Source organism: Nocardia sp. NPDC055050 (assembly GCF_053608345.1).
The window spans coordinates 1-21,436 of sequence record NZ_JBSGVG010000065.1; the positions used below are offsets into that span (position 1 = coordinate 1).

Annotated in this window: 19 protein-coding genes; 6 read left to right on the top strand and 13 right to left on the bottom strand. The window is 68.3% G+C overall.

Annotation, left to right across the window (positions count from 1 at the left end; genetic code table 11):
- Window positions 1–98: 98 nt before the first annotated feature.
- From ACWGCN_RS34305 to ACWGCN_RS34335, 7 genes are all read right to left on the bottom strand, one after another.
- Window positions 99–1,340 (bottom strand): MFS transporter, encoded by a 1,242-nt coding sequence (locus ACWGCN_RS34305; RefSeq protein ID WP_452460497.1) that lies wholly within the window; start codon window positions 1,338–1,340, stop codon window positions 99–101.
- A 17-nt stretch (window positions 1,341–1,357) separates the two neighbouring features.
- Complete coding sequence (locus tag ACWGCN_RS34310; RefSeq protein ID WP_378990677.1) at window positions 1,358–1,810, bottom strand: MarR family winged helix-turn-helix transcriptional regulator; 453 nt, start codon at window positions 1,808–1,810, stop codon at window positions 1,358–1,360.
- 128 nt (window positions 1,811–1,938) lie between these two features.
- On the bottom strand, window positions 1,939–2,988 hold the full coding sequence (locus ACWGCN_RS34315) for an acyl-CoA dehydrogenase family protein (protein ID WP_452459962.1): 1,050 nt from the start codon (window positions 2,986–2,988) through the stop codon (window positions 1,939–1,941).
- Window positions 2,989–3,120: 132 nt separating this feature from the next.
- The gene (locus tag ACWGCN_RS34320; protein WP_452459961.1) at window positions 3,121–4,137 is read right to left on the bottom strand and encodes an acyl-CoA dehydrogenase family protein; all 1,017 of its coding nucleotides are present in this window, start codon (window positions 4,135–4,137) and stop codon (window positions 3,121–3,123) included.
- 49 nt (window positions 4,138–4,186) lie between these two features.
- Entirely contained in the window at window positions 4,187–5,329 is a 1,143-nt protein-coding gene (locus ACWGCN_RS34325) for an acyl-CoA dehydrogenase family protein (protein ID WP_449967983.1), read from the bottom strand.
- Window positions 5,330–6,205, bottom strand: a complete 876-nt coding sequence (locus tag ACWGCN_RS34330; protein ID WP_378990671.1) for an enoyl-CoA hydratase — start codon at window positions 6,203–6,205, stop codon at window positions 5,330–5,332. It abuts the gene before it with no gap.
- Window positions 6,202–7,767, bottom strand: coding sequence for a FadD3 family acyl-CoA ligase (locus tag ACWGCN_RS34335; protein ID WP_452459960.1), 1,566 nt, complete (start codon window positions 7,765–7,767; stop codon window positions 6,202–6,204). The genes ACWGCN_RS34330 and ACWGCN_RS34335 overlap by 4 nt, the downstream gene beginning before the upstream one ends.
- A 79-nt stretch (window positions 7,768–7,846) precedes the next feature.
- Here ACWGCN_RS34335 and ACWGCN_RS34340 point away from each other — a divergent pair, with 79 nt between their 5' ends.
- The 5 genes from ACWGCN_RS34340 (at window position 7,847) to ACWGCN_RS34360 (ending at window position 13,857) form a co-directional block, all read left to right on the top strand.
- The gene (locus tag ACWGCN_RS34340) at window positions 7,847–9,034 is read left to right on the top strand and encodes an acyl-CoA dehydrogenase family protein (protein ID WP_379312271.1); all 1,188 of its coding nucleotides are present in this window, start codon (window positions 7,847–7,849) and stop codon (window positions 9,032–9,034) included.
- Window positions 9,031–9,852 carry an SDR family oxidoreductase gene (locus ACWGCN_RS34345; RefSeq protein ID WP_378913800.1) on the top strand — a complete coding sequence of 274 codons (822 nt, stop codon included), beginning with the start codon at window positions 9,031–9,033 and terminating at the stop codon, window positions 9,850–9,852. The genes ACWGCN_RS34340 and ACWGCN_RS34345 overlap by 4 nt, the downstream gene beginning before the upstream one ends.
- Before the next feature lie 46 nt (window positions 9,853–9,898).
- Entirely contained in the window at window positions 9,899–10,519 is a 621-nt protein-coding gene (locus tag ACWGCN_RS34350) for a TetR/AcrR family transcriptional regulator (protein WP_378990668.1), read from the top strand.
- 46 nt (window positions 10,520–10,565) lie between these two features.
- Window positions 10,566–11,729 carry an acetyl-CoA C-acetyltransferase gene (locus ACWGCN_RS34355; protein WP_452459963.1) on the top strand — a complete coding sequence of 388 codons (1,164 nt, stop codon included), beginning with the start codon at window positions 10,566–10,568 and terminating at the stop codon, window positions 11,727–11,729.
- Between the two features lie 166 nt (window positions 11,730–11,895).
- Entirely contained in the window at window positions 11,896–13,857 is a 1,962-nt protein-coding gene (locus ACWGCN_RS34360; RefSeq protein ID WP_452459959.1) for a molybdopterin-containing oxidoreductase family protein, read from the top strand.
- A 9-nt stretch (window positions 13,858–13,866) separates the two neighbouring features.
- On the opposite strand, the gene arcA is transcribed toward ACWGCN_RS34360, so the two are convergent.
- From arcA to ACWGCN_RS34390, 6 genes are all read right to left on the bottom strand, one after another.
- The gene (gene arcA / locus ACWGCN_RS34365; protein WP_378990664.1) at window positions 13,867–15,117 is read right to left on the bottom strand and encodes an arginine deiminase; all 1,251 of its coding nucleotides are present in this window, start codon (window positions 15,115–15,117) and stop codon (window positions 13,867–13,869) included.
- Between the two features lie 27 nt (window positions 15,118–15,144).
- Window positions 15,145–16,584 carry a basic amino acid/polyamine antiporter gene (locus tag ACWGCN_RS34370; RefSeq protein ID WP_378631650.1) on the bottom strand — a complete coding sequence of 480 codons (1,440 nt, stop codon included), beginning with the start codon at window positions 16,582–16,584 and terminating at the stop codon, window positions 15,145–15,147.
- A gap of 369 nt (window positions 16,585–16,953) precedes the next feature.
- On the bottom strand, window positions 16,954–18,039 hold the full coding sequence (locus ACWGCN_RS34375; RefSeq protein ID WP_379314555.1) for an NAD(P)H-dependent flavin oxidoreductase: 1,086 nt from the start codon (window positions 18,037–18,039) through the stop codon (window positions 16,954–16,956).
- The gene (locus ACWGCN_RS34380) at window positions 18,036–18,782 is read right to left on the bottom strand and encodes a CoA-transferase subunit beta (protein ID WP_379314554.1); all 747 of its coding nucleotides are present in this window, start codon (window positions 18,780–18,782) and stop codon (window positions 18,036–18,038) included. Before ACWGCN_RS34380 ends, ACWGCN_RS34375 begins: the two co-directional genes overlap by 4 nt.
- Window positions 18,779–19,669, bottom strand: a complete 891-nt coding sequence (locus tag ACWGCN_RS34385; RefSeq protein ID WP_266297857.1) for a CoA transferase subunit A — start codon at window positions 19,667–19,669, stop codon at window positions 18,779–18,781. Before ACWGCN_RS34385 ends, ACWGCN_RS34380 begins: the two co-directional genes overlap by 4 nt.
- Window positions 19,666–20,430: an enoyl-CoA hydratase family protein gene (locus ACWGCN_RS34390; RefSeq protein ID WP_056818882.1), complete on the bottom strand. Its 765-nt coding sequence runs from the start codon at window positions 20,428–20,430 to the stop codon at window positions 19,666–19,668. The genes ACWGCN_RS34385 and ACWGCN_RS34390 overlap by 4 nt, the downstream gene beginning before the upstream one ends.
- 70 nt (window positions 20,431–20,500) lie before the next feature.
- On the opposite strand from ACWGCN_RS34390, the gene ACWGCN_RS34395 reads away from it, so the two are divergent.
- A complete protein-coding gene (locus ACWGCN_RS34395; RefSeq protein ID WP_452450133.1) occupies window positions 20,501–21,277 on the top strand; it encodes an SDR family oxidoreductase in 777 nt (258 codons plus the stop codon).
- Window positions 21,278–21,436: the final 159 nt, after the last annotated feature.

The following is a 21,436-nucleotide window of genomic DNA, read 5'->3' on the forward strand; positions in this document are numbered from 1 at the left end:
CCGTTGCGTAGGCGACGAAGGAGCAAGCAACGGCACCTGATCGACGGGACCGGCGGGGCCGCGAACTCGAGCGCGCCAGCGCTCCAAAAATAGAGCTCTCAATCGCCGACGGTGATGGCCTGAGCCTCCTCGATCGAGTGCGGGGTCGGGTCGTGGTCGTCGATGTGGGCCAGGGCGCCGCGGCCGATGTAGAGGACCGCGACCGCGGCGGCCGTGCAGACCGCGCCGAGCCAGAACGGCAGCGACATGTTGTGCTCGCCGAGTTTGCCCGCCACCCACGGAGCGGCCGCACCGCCACCGAATCGGACGAAGCTGTACGCCGCCGACGCGGTCGAGCGCTCGACCGGCGCCGAGATCATCACGGCCTCGGTGATCAGCGTGTTGTTCACGCCGAGGAACGCACCGGCGATCACCACACCGACGATCAGCACGACCTTGTGTTCGGTGAACATCCCCATCACGGCCAGGTCGACCGCGAACAGGCCCAGCGACAAGGCCATCATCGGCAGCGAACCGAAGCGCGCCTGCAGTTTCGGGGCGAGGAACACCGAGGACAGGGCGAGCAGGATGCCCCAGCCGCAGAAGATGAAGCCGATCGCGTAGGTGCCCATGTCCAGCGGGAACGGGGTGAACGCGAGCAGGGTGAAGAAGCCGAAGTTGTAGAGCAGCGCGGTGATGCTCACGGTGAGCAATCCTCTGTGCCGCAGGGCTTTGAACGGCGCGGTGATCGAGGTGGGGTGCGCGGCCTTCGGCGTTTCGGGCAGCAGCACGACGATCGCGATGAAGGCGACGGCCATCAGCACCGAGACTCCGAAGAACGGTCCGCGCCAGCTGATTCCACCGAGCACGCCACCCAGCAGCGGGCCGGTCGCGATGCCGATGCCGAGCGCGGCCTCGTAGAGAATGATCGCCTTGGCGACGCCGCCGGTGGCCGCGCCGACGATGGTGGCCAGCGCCGTCGCGATGAACAGGGCGTTGCCCAGACCCCAGCCCGCGCGGAAGCCGATGATCTCGCCGATGCTGCCGGACATGCCCGCCAGCGCGGCGAACACGATGATGATCGCCAGCCCGGACAGCAGCGTCTTCTTCGCGCCGAAGCGGCTCGAGATCACGCCGGTGACCAGCATGGCGACGCCGGTGACGGCCATGTAGCTGGTGAACAGCAACGACACCTGGGACGGCGTCGCGTTCAGCTGTTCGCCGATGGGCTTGAGAATGGGATCGACCAGGCCGATGCCCATGAACGCGATGACGCTCGCGAAAGCGACGGCCCACACGGCTTTGGGCTGGGAGTTGGTGGTTGCGGCGTTGTCGTCGCGAGTCAGCTGGGGGGTGCTCACTGGCGCTCCTGTTTGCATCACTGATGACCGCGGGCAACCGAGCGAAGGGCTGTCAGCAGGTCGTTCATGTCGGTATCGAGGCGGATCAGCCGATCGAGATCGAAATCGGCCAGTCCGGGTGCCATGGCGGCGGCGAACGCGCGTCTGGCCTCGGTGAGGCGGGACCGGCCGGCCGGGGTGAGCTCGATGAGCACTGCCCGGGAGTCGTGCGGGTCTTTGGTGCGGGATGCGAAGCCGTCGGTGACGAGTCGACCGATCAGCGCCGTTGCCGCCGGTTGGGAACATCTGTCGATCCGGGCGAAATCGCTGACCCGCAGCCCGCCGTGCTCGTCGAGCACGGAAAGGGCCCGCAGGACCGCGCGGGGCAGGTCGTCGTTGCTGATCGCCCCGGCCAGTCGGGTGAGCCGACCAGCGGTGACCAACAGGTCGACCACGATGTCGTCTGCCGATGGCTGCGCTGTCTGCTTCACAGGAGATTATATTACATAAGCTAATTATCTAAATCCAGACCGATCCGCGCCCAAGCCCGGTGAAATGGCGCACAGCATGCCGAAAGCCCTGGTCGCGGAGCTGCGACCAGGGCTTTCGGTGAATACGGCTAGGCCGCGACCGGACGACGCCCGGTGCCGAACAGCTCGGCGGTGGCGTGCGCCCGCTTGAAAAAGAGGTGGGCGTCGTGTTCCCAGGTGATGGCGATGCCGCCGTGCAACTGGATGGTCTCGGCCGTCACCGTGGAGAAGGTCTCGGTGCAGTGCTTGCGCGCGACCCACACGTCCTCCGCGGCAGACGGACTGTCCTCGGCCACCGCGAGTGCGGCGGCCAGCGCCGCCGATTCGGCCGACTCGACCAGCACGTACATATCGGCCATCCGGTGCTTGAGCGCCTGGAAGCTGCCGATCGGACGACCGAACTGCACGCGCGAGGCCGTGTACTCCACCGTCATCTCGAGGCAGCGCCTGGCCGCGCCGACCTGCTCGGCGGCCAGTGCCGCCCAGGCGATCTCGCGCAGCCGGCGGCGCAGCGCGGCGGGGTCGCCGGTGCCGATCCAGGTGGCGGGGGCATCGGTGAAGGTGATGGTGGCGAGCTTGCGCGTGGGATCGAGCGCGGGGGTCGCGGTGACAGCCACGCCGGGGGCGTCCGCTGTCGTCTCGAACAGTCCGTCATCGGTCAGCACCAACAGCAGGTCGGCCTGAGCGCCGTGCAGCACGTAATGGGCCGCGCCACTGAGCTTTCCGCCGGTCGCGCTGACCCCGGCCGCATCCCACCCGGTGGCGTCCGCCCAGCACAGGGCCGCCGTGCGTGACCCATCCGCCAGATCGGGCAACAGCCGGGCGCACGACTGCTCGTCACCGGCCAGCAGAATCGCCTGCACCCCGAGCACCGCTGACCCGAGCATCGGCACCCCGCTCAGCGTCCGCCCCAATTCGCCCACGACCATGAGCGATTCGACGAGCCCGGCGCCCGCGCCACCCCACTCCTCCGGCACCGCGAGCGCGGCGACCCCGACCTGCTCGCACAGCATCCGCCACAACTTCGGGTCGTACCCGAGGTCGGTGTCCATCGCGGTACGCAGCGCGGCCGACGTGGCGTGCTTGCCGAGCAGGGCCCGCACGGAGGTCCGGAATTCGAGTAGTTCATTCGATGACATGGGGTTCCTCGTAAGGCTCGGTGATGGCGGCGGCGGTGGGAGAGCGTCGGCTGCGGTTCGGCGGGACTCGGCTGCCACCGCGACACAGACCCGCGCGGCATTCGGCCGGTGTCGTCGGTGGCATCGCGGGTCTCAGCTCGTTGCGGCCGCAGGTTCGGCGGCGCGTAGCGCGTCGGCGATTCTGCCGCGATGGAAGTCGGCGGTGCCCCACGCAGTTCGAAGGGCCGCGACCTTGGTCAGCCACAGCGACAGGTCGAATTCCGCGGTGTAGCCGATGGCCCCGTGCACCTGAAGCCCGGCACGCGCGGCACGATGGGCGGCGTCGCCGCAGGTCACCAGGGCTGCCGAGACATCGCGAGCGCGGTCGTCCGAATCCAGTGTGAGGGCCGCGCGGTACACCAGCGGCTCGGCCAGATCCAAGGCGATCAGCACGTCGGCGAGTTGCTGTTTCACCGCCTGGAATTCACCGATCGCACGACCGAACTGCTTGCGCTGCTTCGCGTAAGAGGTGGTCTGCTCGAGAATCGAGCGGCCCGCACCGAGGAGCTGTGCGGCACAGGCGAGAACACCGATGTCGAAGGCGTAGTCGATGGCGGCTTCGGCCTCGGGGCCCTGGGCGATCACTTCCTCGGCCCGCACGCGAAACAGCTTGCGGGCGGGGTCGATCGAGGTCACCGAATCCGTCGGCGCGACGCCGAGTGTCAGTCGGCCGTCGGCGGCGACGAGGACCGGCTCGGCGATGTCGGCGTCGAGGGCGATGCCGCGCTGCGCCTCGAAGGTGATGGTGCCGAGCGCCTCGCCGCTCGCGAGCGCGGGCAACCATCGCTGGGCAGGTGCGTCGTCCGGAAGACGTTGCAGCAGAGCGGGAATCACGGCGGCGGACTCGATCACGGGCCCGGGCGCGGCGCCGCGGCCCAGTTCGATCAGCGCGACCACGAGATCGACGGTGGTGGCATCCGCCCCGTCGTACTTCTCGTCGACGATCAGACCGAAGACGCCCATGTCGGCGATCTGCCGCAGCAGGGCGCGCCCCTTGGTGGTGTCACCGTCGGCCCAGACACGCACCGCCGCGGGCACCTGTCCGGCATCGAGAATCTTGCGCAGTTCGGCGGCGAAGTCGAGCTGTTCGGTACTGAGCGCGAATCTCATCGCAGACCTCCTGTGTTCGCAAGGGCGATTCGGCCCGAGAAATTGACGTTCATCGCTTGCTCTCGCGGGGCAGTCCGAGGATGCGTTCGGCGATGATGTTGCGCTGGATCTCGTTGGTGCCCGCGTAGATCGGGCCCGAGAGCGAGAACAGATAGCCGTCGGTCCAGGTGCTGCGCTGCTCGGCGGCCGAGCCGAGCAGGTCCAGCGCCGTCTCGTGCATCGCGATGTCGAGCTCGGACCAGTACACCTTGGTGATCGACGACTCCGCGCCGAGCTGGCCGCCGTCGGTGAGGCGGGTGACGGTGCCGAAGGTGTGCAGGCGGTAGGACTCGGCGCCGAGCCAGGCGTCGACCACCGAGTTCCTGGCCGCGGTGTCGCTCGGGTCGGCGGTCTCGCGCCACAGGTCGATGAGGCGCTGCGCGGTGGCGCTGAACCGTCCGGGGCTGCGCAGCGAGAGGCCACGTTCGTTCGACGAGGTCGCCATCGCGACCCGCCAGCCCTCGTTCACGCCGCCGATCACGTCGTGGTCGGGCACGAAAACGTCGTCGAGGAAGATCTCGGCGAAGCCGGGTTCGCCGTCGAGCTGGGGGATCGGCCGCACGCTCACGCCCTCGGCGGTGAGCGGGAACATCACGTAGGTGAGTCCGTGGTGGCGCTGTGCCTCGGGATCGCTGCGGAACAGGCCGAACGCCCAATCGGCGAACGACGCACGCGAACTCCACGTCTTCTGGCCATTGAGCAGCCAGCCGCCCTCGGTGCGCCGTGCGGTGGAGCGCAGGCTCGCGAGGTCGCTGCCCGACTCGGGTTCCGACCAGGCCTGCGCCCAGATGTCGTCACCGCGCGCCATGCGCGGCAGGATCCGCGCGAGCTGTTCGGGGGTGCCGTGCTCGAACAGCGTCGGCGCGAGCAGGAAGATGCCGTTCTGCGCGACCCGACCCGGTGCGCCCGCGGCGTAATACTCCTGCTCGAACAGCACCCACTCGAGGATCGACGCGTCACGCCCGCCGAACTCGCGCGGCCACGAGACCGCGGACAGCCGGGCCTGCGCCAGCTTCGCTTCCCATTCCCGATGCGCGGCGAAGCCTTCCGCGGTATCCATCGACGGCAACGGCTCCGCCGGTACGTTGGCGGCGAGGAACTCGCGCACCTCCAGCTGGAATTCCCGGGCAGCCGGGTCGATCTCGAGATCCACTTACTTCGTCCCGTTCTGTTCGGTAGAGGTGGCGGTGGCCTTCATCGAGCGGGCGTTCATCCCGCCGAGTGAATCGGCGCCGACCTCGGCGTTGTGCGCGTGTGCGAAATGATGCAGCCCGAAGACCGAGTCCATGCCGGAGCGCATGCCCATCAGATCCTCGGCCTGGTTGACAGCCTTCTTGGTGAGCGCGAGCCCGAATTGCGGCATGGCGGAGATCTTCTCCGCGAGCCCCATCACCTCGGCCTCCAGCTGCTCGCGCGGCACGACCCGGTTGACCATGCCCCACTCTTTGGCCTGGGCCGCCCCGAACCGGTCGCCGGTGAACAGGAACTCCTTGGCCGCGCGCGGCCCCATCACCCACGGATGCGCGAAGTACTCCACACCCGGAATGCCCATCCGGACCACCGGATCGGAGAAGAACGCGTCATCGGAGCAGACGATCAGGTCGCACACCCAGGCCAGCATCAGCCCGCCCGCGATGCACGCGCCCTGCACCATCGCCACCATCGGCTTGGGGATCTCCCGCCAGCGCCTGCACATGCCGAGATACACCTCGGACTCGCGCGCGAAGCGCTGGTCGCCACCGGGGCGATCGAGGTGGTCCCACCACAGCGCGGCCTTGTTCTCGTAGTGCACGTCGTGGTCGCGGCCCGGGGTACCGATGTCGTGGCCTGCGCTGAAGTGCTTTCCGTTGCCCGCCAGCACGATCACCTTGACCTCGGGATCCTCGACCGCGCGCACGAAGGCGGCATCGAGGGCATAGGTCATCTTCGAGTTCTGCGCATTGCGGAAATCGGGCCGGTTCATGGTGACGACGGCGACCGATCCGCGCACCGCGTAGGTGACGACCTCGGTCTCGGTTTCGGAACTCACGACTTCTCCTCACGTAGCTCACGCTTGAGCACTTTGCCCGCGGCGCTGTAGGGCAGCTGGTCGCGGAACTCGACAAGCCTGGGCACTTTGAAGTTCGCCAATTTGCCTGCGGCGAAGGCGATGACCTCGTCGGCGGTCAGCGTCGATCCGGCCTTGCGGACGACGACGGCCTTGCCGACCTCGCCCATCCGCTCGTCGGGCACGCCGATCACCGCCGACTCGGCGACGCCGTCGAGCCGGGCCAGGGTCTGTTCGATCTCGGCGGGGTACACGTTGAACCCGCCGGTGATGTACATGTCCTTGAGCCGGTCGGTGATCTTCAGATAGCCGCGCTCGTCGACGATGCCGATGTCGCCGGTGTGCAGCCAGCCGTCGGCGTCGATGGCCTCGGCGGTGGCCTCGGGGTCGTCGAGGTAGCCGAGCATCACGTTCGGTCCGCGCAGCAGCACCTCACCGGCGTCGGACAGGCGCAGTTCGAAGTCGGCGATCGGCCCGCCGCAGGTGTTGGCGATGGTGGCCGCGTCGTCGGACGGACGGCACATGGTGCCGAAACCGGCCGTCTCGGACAGGCCGTAGGCGGTGATCACCACCTCGAACGCGAGATCGTCGCGCATTCGCTCGATCAGCACCACCGGCACGGTCGCCGCGCCGGTCACCGCCACCCGCAGCGAGCTCAGGTCACGCTCGGTGCGCTGGGGATGCTCGAGGATGGTCTGGTAGATCGTCGGTGGCCCGGTGAGCACGGTGATCCGCGCGGACTCGATGAGCGCCAGCGCGGCGGGCACGTCGAAGGTGGCCTGCGGCACGATCGTGGCCCCGGTGACCAGGCACGCGAGAATGCCCGCCTTGTAACCGAAGTTGTGGAAGAACGGCGGGATCACCAGGTAGCGGTCGCCCGCGCGCAGGGTCGAGCACTCGACCCAGCCGCGCACCACCCCCAGCGCCTGCCGGTGCGCGACGAGAGTGCCCTTGCTACGGCCGGTGGTGCCGGAGGTGAAGAGAATGTCGGAGATGTCGTCGGGGGAGACCTGGGCCGCCCGCTCCTCGCCGACCTCTTCGGACACCGTCGCGGCCTGTGCGAGCAACTCGTCCCACGTCACCGTCGTGCGTGCGGGCTCGGCGGTGGCCGGGGCCGCTTCGCTCTCGATCGGAATGACGACGACGGTCCCGATGCCCAGTTCCGGCGCCGCCGCCGCGAGTTCCGCCGCCCGATCGCGACCGAGGAACGGACCGGCGACGAACAAGGCCTTCGCGTCGACGCGGGCCAGCACGTCGACGGCCTCGGCCGCCACGTAGCGGGTGTTCAGCGGCACCAGCGCGGCCCCGGCGGAGTGCGCGGCCAGGGCGGCGATCACCCAGTGATAGGTGTTCGGCGCCCACATCGCGACCCGGTCGCCGGGGGAGATGCCACGGGCGATCAGGGCGCGGGCGGCCACCCGGACCTGGTCGAGTAGCTCGGTCCAGTCCAGGCGGATCGCGCCGTCGATCAGGGCAGGCTCGTGCGGATGCGCCGCTGCGATGTGGCGCAGCGCCTGCGGAGTGGTTTGTGCAGGGGGTGTCACGGGGTCCTCACCGTTGTGCGGTTCGCTGTTCTTCCGAAGCAGCTAACAAAGCAAGTGCTTGGTAGGTTATCCTACCGAGGTGGGCGTGATCCAGACCTCAGATTCCGATACCGCGACTTCCGACGCGGAGTTTCGCGCGGAAATACGCGATTGGCTCGCCGAAAATCTTTCGGGCGAGTTCGCTGACCTGCGCGGCACCGGTGGACCCGGCCGCGAACACGAATTCTTCGACGAGCGGCTGGCCTGGGACCGCCACCTCGCCGCGGCGGGGTGGACCTGCCTCGGCTGGCCGGTCGAATACGGCGGTCGCGGCGCCAGTGTGCGTCAGCAGGTGATCTTCCACGAGGAATACGCCAAGGCCGACGCGCCGGCGCGGGTCTCGCACGTGGGCGAGGAACTGCTCGGCCCCACCGTGCTGGCCTTCGGCACCGAGGAGCAGAAGAAGCGCTTCCTGCCGGGCGTGCGCTCGGTCGGCGAACTGTGGTGCCAGGGCTATTCCGAGCCCGGCGCCGGTTCCGACCTGGCCGCCGTCTCGACCACCGCGCGCCTGGACGGCGACAAGTGGGTGATCAACGGCCAGAAGATCTGGACCTCGCTCGCGCACGTCGCCGACTGGTGCTTCGTCATCGCCCGCACCGAGCGCGGCTCGAGCCGTCACAAGGGCCTGTCCTATCTGCTGGTCCCGATGAACCAGCCGGGCATCGAAGTGCGGCCGATCGAACAGCTCACCGGCACCTCCGAGTTCAACGAGGTCTTCTTCGACGATGCCGTCACCGATGCGAACCTGGTGGTCGGCGCGCCGGGCGACGGCTGGCGAATCGCGATGGGCACGCTCACCTTCGAGCGCGGCATCTCCACCCTCGGCCAGCAGATCCGCTTCGCGCGCGAGCTCTCCGACATCGAAGACCTGGCCCGGCGCACCGGCGCCGCCGACGACCCGCTGATCGCCGATCGCCTCGATCGCGCCTGGGTGGGACTGCGGGTGCTGCGCGCGCACGCGCTGCGCACCATGAGCGAGGACCACGATGACGCGGGCGGCGCCTCGGTGTCGAAGTTGCTGTGGGCCAACTGGCATCGCGACCTCGGCGAACTGGCGATGGCCGTCCAAGGCGCGACGGGCCTGCTCACCGGCCCCGACGACATGACCGCATGGCAGCGGCTGTACCTGTTCAGCCGCGCCGACACGATCTATGGAGGTTCGAACGAAGTGCAGCGCAACATCATCGCCGAGCGTGTGCTCGGTCTCCCGCGAGAGGCACGCCCGTGAGTGAGCAGACCTATTCGGGCGCGAACAAGTCCCTGTCGATCGCGCCGGCTTCGATCCCCGGACACGGCCTGCTCGCGGGCCGGACGGCCGTGATCACCGCCGCCGCGGGCACCGGCATCGGCTCGGCGACCGCGCGCAGGCTCCTCGAAGAGGGCGCCGACGTGGTCGTCTCCGACTGGCACGAGCGCCGGTTGACCGAGACCGCCGAGCTGCTGGCCAAGGAGTTCCCCGAGCGCCGGGTCGGTGCCGTGGTCTGCGATGTCCGCGACACCGCGCAGGTGAATCAGCTGCTGGCCGACGCGGCCGCCGAACTCGGCCGGATCGACATCATGGTCAACAACGCGGGCCTCGGCGGTGAGACCCCGGTGGTCGACATGACCGACGAGCAGTGGGACCAGGTTCTCGACATCACCCTCACCGGCACCTTCCGCTGCACCCGTGCGGCGCTGGGGTACTTCCGCGGCGCGGGCCACGGCGGCGTGATCGTGAACAACGCCTCCGTCCTCGGCTGGCGTGCCCAGCACGGCCAGGCGCACTACGCCGCCGCCAAGGCGGGGGTGATGGCGCTGACCAGGTGCAGCGCGGTCGAAGCCGCCGAATTCGGGGTGCGGATCAACGCCGTCGCGCCGAGCATCGCCCGCCACCCGTTCCTGGACAAGGTGAGCTCGACCGAGTTGCTCGACTCGCTCAGCGAGCGCGAGGCCTTCGGTCGCGCCGCCGAACCGTGGGAAGTAGCGGCGACGATCGCCATGCTGGCCAGTGACTACACCTCGTATCTGACCGGCGAGGTTGTCTCGGTGAGCAGCCAGCGCGCATGATCGCCGTGGCGGGTTCTCCGAAACCAAGCAAGTGCTTGGTTGTACGATGACGGGTGTGACCGCACCCGACACCGTGAAACGCACCCGCCGCGCCGAACTCCTCGACCTCGCCGCCGACCTGTTCGCCGAACGTGGACTGCGCGCCACGACGGTGCGCGATATCGCCGACTCGGCGGGCATCCTGTCGGGCAGCCTGTATCACCATTTCGACTCCAAGGAATCGATGGTCGACGAGATCCTGCGCGGATTCCTCGACGACCTGTTCGGTCGCTACCGCGAGATCGCGGGCGCGAGCATGAGCTCGCGAGACACCCTGGAGTCCTTGGTGATCGCGTCCTACGAGTCGTTCGACCGCCATCACGCCGCCGTCGCGATCTACCAGGCCGAGGCCAAGAACCTGCGCGACGCCGAGCGGTTCGGCTATATCCGCGACTTCAACACCGAGTTCCGCGACCTATGGCACCGCGTGCTCGCCGCCGGCGTGGCCGACGGCAGCTTCCGGCCCGAACTCGACGTGGAACTGGCCTTCCGCTTCCTGCGCGACACCGTGTGGGTCGCGGTCCGCTGGTACACCCCCGGTGGCCCGATCACCGTGCAAAACCTTGCCCAGCAATATCTCACCATCGTGCTCGACGGGCTGACCCTGCCCGGGAGCACCGCGAAATAGGAGTTCCATCATGACCGCATCCGCCGAGCGCCGCCCCTATGCCCCGTTGCGGGAGGCCTATGTGATCGATGCGGTGCGTACCGCGGTGGGCAAGCGCGGTGGCGCGCTGGCCGAGGTGCATTCCGCCGATCTCGGCGCGGCCGCGCTGCGTGGGCTCGTCGAGCGCACGGGCATCGACCCGGCCGTCGTCGACGACGTGATCGTCGGTTGTGTCGACAACCTCGGCCCGCAGGCGGGCAATATCGGCCGCACCATGTGGCTGGTCGCGGGCTACCCCGAAGAGGTCCCCGGCGTCACCGTCGACCGGCAGTGCGGTTCCAGCCAGCAGGCGATCAACTTCGGCGCGCAGGCCATCATGAGCGGCACCGCCGAGGTCATCGTGGCAGGCGGCGTGCAGAACATGAGCGCCATCCCGATCGGCGCCGCCATGCTCGCGGCCAAGCCCTACGGCTTCGAGTCCTCGTTCATCGGCGCCAAGGGCTGGGACTCGCGCTACGGCACCGGCGAGGTCTCCCAGTTCAAGGGCGCCGAGATGATCGCCGAGAAGTGGGGCATCAGCCGCGAGGACATGGAGCGCTGGGCGCTGCAGAGTCATCAGCGCGCCAAGACCGCCATCACCGAGGGCCGCTTCGACAACGAGATCGTGCCGGTCGGCGAGTTCACCGTCGATCAGGGTCCGCGCGAGACCAGCCTGGAGAAGATGGCGTCGCTGCAGCCGCTGTCGGAGGGCAGCCCGCTCACCGCGGCGGTGGCCAGCCAGATCTCCGACGGCGCCAGCGCCACCCTGCTCGCCTCGGAATGGGCGGTCAAGGAGTACGGCCTGACCCCGCGCGCCCGCATCCATCACGTCAGCGCGCGCGGCGCCGACCCGATCTTCATGCTCAGCGCGCCGATCCCGGCCACCCAGTGGGCGCTGGAGAAGACCGGCCTGACCATCGACGACATCGACGTCATCGAGATCAACGAGGCCTTCGCCCCGGTGGTGCTGGCCTGGATCAAGGAGATCGGCGCCGATCCCGCGAAGGTGAACGTCAACGGCGGGGCCATCGCGCTCGGCCACCCGCTCGGCGCGACCGGCGCCAAGCTGTTCGCCACCCTGCTCAACGAGCTCGAGCGGGTGAACGGCCGCTACGGCCTGCTCACCATCTGCGAGGGCGGCGGCACGGCCAACGTGACGATCATCGAGCGTCTGGACGCCGACAAGAAGTAGGACTTCGGTACGAGAAGTGGTGGTCCTCGGCGGTTTCGCCGGGGACCACTCTTCGTTCGCCACCACTGGGTCGCCGCATTCAGCGCTGGGTCGCCACATCCCAGCGCCGCAGCGGCGGGCACGTCCGGTCTCGGCGTGGGTGATTCATCCCACCTATGATGGCCTGGTGAAGGTGCTCGGTGCATGCCCGCTCGATTGCCCCGACGCGTGCTCGTGGGTGGTGACCGTCGAGGACGGGGTGGCCACGGGGCTGCGCGGGAACAAGGACCATCCGGTCACGCGCGGTGCGCTGTGCGTGAAGGTGAACCGGTATCTCGAGCAGGTCGGCGCGCCGGGCAGACTCCGGTATCCGATGCGCCGGGTGGGGCCGAAGGGGTCGGGCCAGTTCGAGCGGATCAGCTGGGACGATGCGCTCGACGAGATCGCCACGCGCCTCACCGGCATCATCGACGAATTCGGTGGTGAGGCGGTCTGGCCGTTCCACGGCACCGGCAGCCTGGGCTATGTCCAAGGGCTGGAAGGCTTTCCGGGGCGCAGGATGTTCAACCTGCTCGGGGCGTCGCATCACGCGCCGACCATCTGCTCGGTCGCGGGCGGCACCGGCCTGCGCTACACCCTCGGCACCTCCGGCGGCATGGACCCCGAGGACTTCGCACAGTCGAAACTGATCCTGCTGTGGGGCACCAACCCGCTCACCTCCGGCCATCATCTGTGGAAGTTCGTGCAGGACAGCGGCGCGTACCTGGTGTCGATCGACCCGGTGCGCACCAAGACCTCCGAACGCTGCGACGAGCACATCGCCCCGCTGCCCGGCACCGACGCGGCGCTGGCGCTCGGCCTGCTGCACGTGATCGTCTCGCTCGGCGCGCAGGACGAGGAGTTCATCGCCGAACACACCGAGGGCTGGCCCGAATTCCGGGACCGCATCATCGAATTCACGCCGGAACGCACCGCGGCGATCACGGGCGTTCCCGAAGATCAGATCGTTGCGCTCGGTGCGCGGATCGCGCGCACCAGGCCGACCGCGATCCGCGCCTCCCAGGGCATGCAGCGCCACGCCGGCGGCGGGATGGCCCTGCGCGTGCTCGCCTGCCTGCCCGGCGTCACCGGCGACTGGGCGATACCCGGTGGGGGACTGCACTATTCGACCAGCGGGCACTTCCGGCTCGATGAAGCCGCGCTGACCCGCGACGACCTGCTGGCGCACCCGGTCCGCACACTCTCGATGACCAGACTCGGCGAAGCCCTGCTCGAGACCGATGAGCCGCCGGTGAAGGCACTGTTCGTGATCGGGGCCAATCCGGTCGGCTCGAATCCCGACCAGCGTCGCGTGATCGAGGGGCTGTCGCGCGAGGACCTGTTCACCGTGGTCCTCGAGCACTTCGGCACCGACACCGTCGACTACGCCGACATCGTGCTCCCCGCCACGATGCAACCCGAGCACCTCGACGTGCTCGCCGGCTACGGCCACCTCTACCTGATCTGGAACGAGCCCGCCGTCGAGCCGCCGGGCGAATGCCTGTCCACGACAGAGACTTTCCGCAGACTCTCGCATCGGCTGGGTCTGACCGAACCGGCGCTGTACGACTCCGACGAAGAATTGGCCGGTCAGCTGCTGAAGGGCTACGACCTCGACCGGCTCAGGGCCGAGGGATTCCTCAAGGTGCAGGCCGGTCCGGTGCCCGCCGGCAAGCTCCAGTTCGTTTCCGCCAGAGCGGAATCGGCGGGTCACGACCCGCTGCCCGACTACACACCCCCCGCTGATTCCGGCGACGGTCTGGTGCTGATCTCCGCCGCCTCGCACTACTTCCTGAACAGTTCCTTCGGCTCCAACCCGGAATTGCGGCGTCGCGCAGGCGAATCCAGCATCACGCTGCACCCCGGCGACGCCGCCGCGCGGGGCATCGCCGACGGCGCCGCGGTGGTCGTCTCCAACGATCGCGGCTCGTTCGAGGCCGTCGCCGAGGTATCGGACCGGGTGCGGCCCGGAGTCGCGGGTACCACCAAGGGCCGCTGGGCGAAGTTCACCGGCGGTGCCACCGTGAACGCCACGATCGCCGAACGAGATTCGGACTACGGCGGTGGCGCGGTGTTCCACGACAACCGCGTCGAGGTGCGCTCCCGCTGATCGCCGCGTTCAGAACTCGACGGCGTCGCGGATCAGCGGACAGGTCATGCAGTGGCCGCCGCCGCGGCCTCGGCCGAGTTCCGCGCCGACGATGGTGATCACCTCGACGCCTTCCTTGCGCAGGGCCGCGTTGGTGTGGGTGTTGCGGTCGTAGGCGAACACGACGCCGGGTTCGACCGCGACCAGGTTGTTGCCGCTGTCCCACTGCTGGCGTTCGTTGGCGTAGTAGCCGCCGCCGGTCTCGACCACCCGCAGCTTCGGCAGGTTCAGCGATGCGGCCACCACGTCGAGGAACGGCGCTGTCTCCTCGGTCACCTCGACACCGGGTGCGCGGTCGCTGGGCCGCAGGGAGAACGGGTGGATGTTGTAGACGATGTCGGGATACACCGTCACCAGGTCGCGGTCGGCGAAGGTGAACACGGTGTCGAGGTGCATGGCCGAGCGCAGCTTCGGCATCCCCGCCACGATCACGCGCTCGGCGGCGCCTGCGGCGAACAGCGACGCGGCGACCTGGGTGATCGCCTGCCGGGACGTCCGTTCGCTCATCCCGACCAGCACCACCCCGTTGCCGACCGGCATCACATCGCCGCCCTCGAAAGTGGCCAGCCCCCAATCCTGTTCGGGATCTCCCCACCAGACCTTCGCGCCGGTGAAGTCGGGATGGAACGCGTAGATCGCCGCCATCAGCAGCGTCTCGTCGTGCCGGGCGGGCCAGTACAGCGGATTGAGGGTGACGCCGCCGTAGAGCCAGCAGGTGGTGTCGCGGGTGTAGAGCGTGTTCGGCAGCGGCGGCATCAGATACTCACGGACCCCGGCCTGCTCGCGCGCCAGCGCCAGGTAACCGGAACGGAATTCGGCGGGCAGGTCCGCGGTCGCGAGTCCGCCGATGAGGTAGGTCGCCAGGGTCCGGTCGTCCACCGAGTCCAGGTAGGCCCTGGTGTCGTCGATCAACCCGAGCCCGACTTCGTTGGCCACGATCTTGCGGTCGAGAATCCAGTCCTTCGCGCCGGGCACGGCGAGGGTCTCGGCGAGCAGATTGTGCAGCTCGACCACCTCGACGCCACGGTCGCGCATCTTCGTCATGAAATCGAAGTGGTCGCGCTTGGCGTTCTGCACCCACAGCACGTCGTCGAAGAGCAGGTCGTCGCAGTTGGTCGGGGTGAGCCGTTCGTGCGCCAGGCCGGGCGCGCAGACCAGCACCTTGCGCAGCGTGCCGACTTCGGAATGGACGCCGAACGCGGTGGCGGGGGTTCCGGTCATTTCTGCTCCTCGAAAGATCGGGCGGACTCAGATCGAGATGGCGCCGGTCGCCAGGCCGACGATGCCGACAACGGCGCCGAGGGCGACGGCGCCGAACAGGACCGCCTCCCAGAGCGAGAAGATCCGCTTGCCCGCCTCGCGACGGGTCAGGGCGAACAGGATGGTGCCGGGCGCGTAGATGATGCACGACAGCAGCAGGAATTCGAGGCCGGCCGCGACGAGCATGAACGCGGTGTAGAAGGTGGCGACGAAGGCGATGACGAGCTCTTTGGTGCGGTCGCCCGGCTGGATCCGCTCGTAGGTCTCCCTGGTGTAGGCGAGCTTGAGCGCGTAGGCCGCGGCCAGCAGGTACGGCACCAGCGACAGCGAACTGCACAGTTTGAGGGTGAAGGTGAACGCGTCGTCGGAGAACAGCGTGGTGACCAGCACGATCTGGATCAGCACGGTGGTGAAGATCAGCGCGACCACCGGCACATTCGCGGCGTTGACCCGGGCCAGGAACGACGGCATGTCCCGGTCCTTCGCCGCCACGAACAGCACCTCGGCGGCCATCAGCGTCCAGGCCAGGTAGGCGCCGAGGACCGAGATGATCAGTCCGATACTGATGAACCAGGCACCCCAGGTACCGACGGCGGATTCGAAGACCGGCGACATCGACGGCTGCTGCGCCACGGCGAGTTCGTCACGCGGCATGATGCCGAACGACACCATGGTCACCGACGCGAAAATAGCCAGCACGCTGAGGAAGCCGAGCACGGTGGCGCGACCGATGTCCTCGCGCTTGCGCGCGTACCTGGAGTACACACTCGCACCCTCGATGCCGAGGAACACGAAGACTGTCACCAACATGGTCGAACGCACCTGTTCGACCAGCGATTCGGAATACGCGTCGCCGCCCCAGAAGTTGTCGGCGAAGACACCGGGGTCGAAGTAGAACAGCAGCACCACGATGAACACCAGGATCGGCACCAGCTTGGCCACGGTGACGATCTGGTTGATGGTGGCGGCTTCCTGGATCCCGCGCAGCACCATGAAATGGAACGCCCAGATGCACACCGTGGACAGCAGCACCGCGGGAACGGTGTTGCCCTCACCGAAGATGGGCAGCACCTGCCCGAGGGTGGACTTGATCAGCACCCAGTAGCTGACATTGCCGACACAGGCGCTGGCCCAGTACCCGAACGCGGAGAAGAAACCGAGGTACTCACCGAAGCCGGCCTTCGCGTAGGCGTAGACACCGGCGTCGAGGTCTGGTTTGCGCACGGCCAGCGTCTGGAAGACGAACGCCAGCATCAGCATTCCGGTGCCGGCGATCGTCCAGGCGATGATCGCGCCGAATCCGCCGGTGGCCTGGCCGAAGTTGCGCGGCAGCGAGAAGACGCCCGCACCGACCATGGAGCCGACCACCATCGCCGACAAGGTCAGCAGCGGCATCTTCTTGGTCGCGGTCTGTTCCGAGGCTGTCATCGCGCTACTCCTGCGGGTCGGTGTGGCGATGGGGCGGACACGGGCCGAGGGGCGCGGCGAGGAGGGTGGCAATCATCGCGCATACCGGCACCGTAGAGCCGTGGACCTGCCGTGAGAACTCGGCGTCCATGCGACCTCCCGGTGCAATGTCGATGTCCGGCAAACTTTAGGCGACCGGGCGCCGTCGGGAGCGGGTTCGGGCGCGTGTCGCGACTATGAGACGCCCTGAACCGAAAATGCACCGGACCCGATGCGCACCTCGTGAGTGCGGCATCGGGTCCGGTGCTCGATCGCCCCCGTGGGACCGACGGTTGGCTCAGGGCCGTCGATCGGGGCGAGTTCGTGGCGGGAGCCGGGTGAGGCTCCGGGTCAGTGGGCTTCGGCGGCGGACTCGACGGTGAGCGCCGAGACCGCCTCGATCCGGGCGATGGCGTCGGCGACGATCCCGTCGATCAGCTCCGCCACCGTCGGCAGGCTGTCGATGATGCCGGTGACCTGGCCTGCGGGAAGCACGCCCGCGTCGGTGCGGCCCTCGACGAGACCGGCCTTGGTCAGCATCGCCGAGTTCGCCGCCATCACGACCTGAGACCAGCTGAGGTCCTTGGTCTTTCGCATGGCCAGACCGTCACGCATCAGCGTCGACCATTTCATGCCGGTCATGCTCTTGAACTTGGCCGCGTTCGACACCGCCGCCGACAGGCCGCGCCAGCCGCCGGAGTGTTCGAGCTTGGTCACCAGTTCGGTGTTGAGCATCCGATGCGGCATGCCGTCGACCTTCACCGACACCACCGTGTCCCCGAGGCCGCGCGCCAGGTACTCCTGCTTCACGGCCTCGGGAACGGTGCTCTCCTGGGTGAGCAGGAAGCGGGTGCCCATCGCGACACCGGCCGCGCCGTAGGACAGCGCGGCAGCCAGGCCGCGACCGTCGAAGAAGCCACCCGCCGCGATCACCGGGATATCGACCGCGTCGAGCACCGACGGCAGCAGCAGCGTGGTGGCGACCGGGCCGGTGTGCCCACCGCCCTCACCGCCCTGCACGATCACCGCGTCGGCACCCCAGGACGCCACCTTCACCGCGTGCTTGGCGGCACCGATCGACGGAACTACCACGACACCGGCGTCTTTGAGCCGGGCGATGAGTTCCTTCTTCGGCGCTAGCGCGAAGGACGCGACGCGTACCTGCTCGCGGATGAGCAGCTCGATGCGCTCGCCCGCGTCGGTGGCGTCGGCGCGGATGTTCACGCCGAAGGGTTTGTCGGTGAGCGACTTGGTCTTGGCGACCGCCGCCTCGAGCTCCTCGAACGTCATCGTCGCCGAGGCGAGGATGCCGAGTCCGCCCGCGTTGGCGGTGGCCGCGACCAGTCGGGGGCCGGCGACCCAGCCCATGCCGGTCTGTACGACCGGGTGCTCGATGCCGACCAGCTCGGTCAGCGGAGTCCGCAAGCGTGCGCTCACGCCGTCACTTCCTTCTCCCGGAAACCCTTGGGATCGAGCACGGTTCGGATGATCCGCAGCTCTTCCTCGGTCGGCAGCCTGGTCTCGCCCGCCGAACCCAGCTCGGCGATCTCGAAGGAGGTGTTCTCCGCGACCTCGGCCGCGCTCACGCCCGGGTGCAGCGACAGCGCGCGCAGGGTGTGGTCGGGGCCGTTGAAGTCGAACACGCCCAGGTTGGTCACCACCCGGTGCAGATGATGAAAGCGGTACGCGGGATTCTCGGGATCGATTCTGTCGTAACCGATTCCGGAGATGATGTCGACCTTCTCGACGAACACCCGGTTGTTGTGGCGGGGCACGAAGTAGCTGGTCGCGTGGTTGATGGTGTTGCCTGGCGCGCCACGCACACCGAACATCTGCCTGGTCGGCTGCTGGAGCGGACCGAAGGCCGACAGGTTCTGGTTGCCGAACCGGTCGATCTGGTTGGCGCCCATCACCACATGGCGACGGCCCGAGGCGACCACGTCGAACACCCGGGAGAACGGAATCCAGCCCTCGACAGGGGCTTTGGCCCCGATCGCCGGTACCTCGGCGAAGAACAGCGCCTCGCCGTCGGACAGCAGCAGGTCGGGTTCGAAGGTGAGCCGGGCCAGCCGGGCCCCGATGGTGGTGACCGTCGACATCGGGCTGGCCATGATCTCACCGGCACCGCGGAAGATCTCCGCGGCGGCGACAACGCAGACCTCGGCACGAGTAATTGTCATAGCTTCTGCTCCTCAGCGAACGCGGCTACCGCGGACTGGTATTCCTCTTCGGAGACATCCAGGTAGCGGGCCTTGAACTCGGCCCACGACTCCGGCGTCTTCGCGGCCGCCACATAGTGCTTCTGAAACTTCTCGTCGCGCCCGTAGCTGCCGGAGAAGGTGAAGTGCGCGCCACCGGGTGACTCCACCACACCGTCGACCAGCATGCGGTTGAGGATGATCGACTGTTGCGGAACGGCTTTCACCAGTTCCTCGGTCTCGACGATGCGATCCACCGAGACGTAGCGACGCTCCGCCGCCAGGCAGTACAGATCGTCGAAGTACGGGTCGACGCCCGTGTAGGCCGCGTTGCCGTGCTTGTCGGCCAGATCCAGGTGCACGAACGAAGCGTCGAGATTCAACGCGGGCATCGCGACCAGGGTCTCGACACGACCGTCGGCGGCGGGATACGGCGACGCGACGGTCTTCAGCTCGCCCTCCCAGAAGTCGAGCACGGCGGATCCGAGCCCGGCCCGGATCGGCAGGAAGGGCAGTCGCGCGGCGGCCGCTTGCAGCCCGCACTTCACCATTCCCTCGTCCATCTCGCGCACGGTGATCGCGCCCTCGGTGCGCGCCTTCGCGAACCACGGATCGTAGAACGGCGCCGAATCCAGCGACACGAACCCGTAGTACGCCTTGCGGACCTTGCCCGCCGAACACAGCAGCCCCAGGTCGGGGCCGCCGTAGGTGACCACGGTCAGGTCGGTGACATCGGAGCGCAGCAGGGCGCGCACCAGCGCCATCGGCTTGCGTCGTGAACCCCAGCCGCCGATGCCGATGGTCATGCCGCTGCGCAGCTCACCGACCACCTCGTCGAGGGTCATTCTCTTGTCGCGCATGGCTTTCAGCTCTCCTTCTTCTGCGCGGCGAGATCGTCGTCGAAGCGCGCCCTGATCTCGTCGGCGACACCGGCGAGGTTGAGCTCCATCGTGAAGCCCTGCTCGTAGCGGTAGGAACGGTGCACGTCCTGCACGTCGATGCCGTTGAGCGCACGTTTGGCGGCGCGGATCACGCGGCCGTCCTTGTTCGCGATGTTCTTCGCCACGTCCATCGCGGCGGCGTCGAGTTCGGCGCGCGGCACCACCTTGTACACCGAGCCGAAGTGGTGCAGCTGCTGGGCGGTGAGCTTGCCCGCGGTGTAGAACATGGTGCGCATCAGGTGCTGGGGGACCAGCCGGGACAGGTGCGTGGCGGCGCCGAGCGCGCCACGGTCCACTTCGGGCAGGCCGAAAGTCGCGTCGTCGGAGGCGACGATGACGTCGGAGTTGCCGACCAGGCCGATGCCGCCGCCGAGGCAGAAGCCGTTCACTGCGGTGACCACGGGCACCTCGCAGTCGTAGACCGCGGCGAAGGCGTCGAAACAGCCGTGGTTGGCGCGGATCAGCGCGGTATGGCCGACGTCGGCGTTCATCTCCTTGATGTCGACGCCCGCGTTGAACCCGCGGCCCTCCGCGCGCAGCACGACCACCCGGGTCTCCTGGTTGCGGCCCGCTGCCCGGACGGCGTCGGCCAGTGCGAACCAGCCGTCCGAGGGCAGGGCGTTGACCGGCGGGTAGTCGACTGTGACGACCTCTACCCCGTCGGCTTCGGTGTGACGGTTTATCCCCATCGCGATGTCTCCTCGTGCGCGCCCCGGCGAATCCGAGACAAAGCAAGCAATTGCTTGGTAGGTTAACACGGTGGCTGTAGAAATCGACCTTTCCGAGCAGATCGTTCTGGTGACGGGTGGCGTCCGAGGTGTCGGCGCCGGAATCAGCCGGGCCTTCCTCGCCGCGGGCGCGACGGTGCTGACCTGCGCACGCAGACCGGCCGACGAGCCGATCGCGGTAGGGGACCGCGGCACCGAACACCTCACCTGCGATGTGCGCGATGTCGACGCGGTGCCGGCGATGTTCGCCGAGATCGTCGCCAGGCACGGCCGGATCGACCATGTGGTGAACAACGCGGGTGGTGCGCCGTTCGCGATGGCCGACGCCGCGAGCCCCAAATTCCACGCCAAGATCGTGGAGCTGAACCTCCTCGCGCCGCTGCTGATCTCGCAGCAGGCGAACGCGTTGATGCAGAAGCAGGACGCGGGCGGCTCGATCGTGATGATCACCAGCGTCAGCGGCCACCGCCCCTCACCCGGCACCGCCGCCTACGGCGCGGCCAAGGCGGGCCTGGACAACCTGGTCTCCTCGCTGGCCGTCGAATGGGCCCCGAAAGTCCGGCTCAACTCCGTCGTCGTCGGCCCGGTGGAAACCGAACTCAGCCACCTGCACTACGGCGACGCCGACGGAGTCGCCGCCGTAGCGAAGACCGTCCCCCTCGGCCGCCTGGCCAACCCCGCCGACGTCGGCAACGCCGCGCTGTTCCTGGCCTCCCCCCTGGCCGCCCACATCAGCGGCGCCGCCCTGCTCGTCCACGGCGGCGGCGAACGCCCCGCCTTCCTGGACGCCGCCAACACGAACAACTAGCCGCCGATGCGAACCCGCAGTAGTCATCCCGTCCAGCGACTGAACATTCCCCACCTGCCGCAACCAACGCCACCCACCCAACCCAACCACCACGATTTTCGGCCGCCTCGCATCCGAAGGGCGAGACGGAACGCCGAAGGCGCAGTATCGCCCTTCGGA

Coding starts and splice junctions, on each gene's coding strand:
- ACWGCN_RS34315 (WP_452459962.1), bottom strand. CDS start 2,988: ATGTCATCGAATGAACTACTCGAATTCCGGACCTCCGTGCGGGCCCTG.
- ACWGCN_RS34320 (WP_452459961.1), bottom strand. CDS start 4,137: ATGAGATTCGCGCTCAGTACCGAACAGCTCGACTTCGCCGCCGAACTG.
- ACWGCN_RS34350 (WP_378990668.1), top strand. CDS start 9,899: ATGACGGGTGTGACCGCACCCGACACCGTGAAACGCACCCGCCGCGCC.
- arcA (WP_378990664.1), bottom strand. CDS start 15,117: ATGACCGGAACCCCCGCCACCGCGTTCGGCGTCCATTCCGAAGTCGGC.
- ACWGCN_RS34370 (WP_378631650.1), bottom strand. CDS start 16,584: ATGACAGCCTCGGAACAGACCGCGACCAAGAAGATGCCGCTGCTGACC.
- ACWGCN_RS34380 (WP_379314554.1), bottom strand. CDS start 18,782: ATGACAATTACTCGTGCCGAGGTCTGCGTTGTCGCCGCCGCGGAGATC.
- ACWGCN_RS34390 (WP_056818882.1), bottom strand. CDS start 20,430: ATGGGGATAAACCGTCACACCGAAGCCGACGGGGTAGAGGTCGTCACA.